The organism is Actinomadura meridiana (assembly GCF_039537545.1).
GTDB lineage: Bacteria > Actinomycetota > Actinomycetes > Streptosporangiales > Streptosporangiaceae > Spirillospora > Spirillospora meridiana.
In genome coordinates, this window is the sequence record NZ_BAABAS010000044.1 from 1 (window position 1) to 961 (window position 961).

Sequence of the window (961 nt, forward strand, 5' to 3'; positions counted from 1 at the left end):
CTTCCCCAAACCCACCAGCACCACCTCCGACTACGAGGTGTTGCGACGACCAGTTGAATCCGCCCTGCGTCCCGTGATCGGAATGCAGGATCGTGGAGCCGCTCGCCGGGTTACGTCGCGTCACGGCCATCGCTAGGGCATTGACCACGAGATCGGTGTCCTGGCGGTCGCCGATCGACCAGCCGATGATCCGCCTGGAATAGGCGTCCATGACCGCCGCACAGTACAATTTCCCCTCTCCGGTCGGGTGCTCGGTTATATCGGTCAGCCACAGCCGGTCCGGGCCCGCGACGTCGAACCGGCGCTGCACCAGGTCCTCCTCGGTCGCGGCGTTCACCAGGTTGCGGCGCCCCCGGCGCCGGTAGACGCCCTGCAGCCCGGCCTGGCGCATCAGCCGTTCCACCCGCTTGCGGTTGATCCGCTCACCCAGCCCCAGCGTGAGTTCTGCGTGCACACGAGGAGAGCCGTAACTGCCCCGGGAATCGGCGTGGATTTCACGGATCATTTTCGTCAGTTCCTTGTTCCGCAGCGTGCGGGGCGGCTCGGGCCGGCCGAGCCAATCGTAATATCCCGAAGTGGAGACGTTCAGCACTCGGCAGGCCACCGCGACCGGGATGGAGCCGTCGGCGAGTTCACGGACCAGCGAGTAGATTACTTTGGGAGTACATTTTCACGGGCGAAGTACGCGGCCGCCCGCTTGAGGATCTCGTTCTCGGTCTCCAGTTGCCGGTTACGCCGCCGCAGCTCGGCCAGCTCCTTCTTCTCCGCGGTGGTCAGGCGGTCACCACCGCCTTTCCCGCCGGCGGCTTTGTCGTCGGCGTCGGACTGGTTCACCCAGTTCTGCAGGCAGGACCGGCTGATCCCCAAGTCCTTGGCCAACTGGACCATGGACTTGTCGCCCTGGCGGGCCAACTCGACGGCGCGGCGCCGGAACTCGGGCGGGTGTGGTGACGGCATGGCC

Annotated in this window: 2 protein-coding genes; both read right to left on the reverse strand. The window is 66.2% G+C overall.

Annotation, left to right across the window (positions count from 1 at the left end; all coding sequences use genetic code 11):
• A partial coding sequence (locus tag ABD808_RS38370) for an IS3 family transposase (protein WP_344908488.1) occupies positions 1-592 on the reverse strand: 592 nt, incomplete at its 3' end.
• 59 nt (positions 593-651) lie between these two features.
• Positions 652-961: transposase (locus ABD808_RS38375; protein ID WP_344908491.1), on the reverse strand; the 310-nt coding region annotated here is incomplete at its 5' end.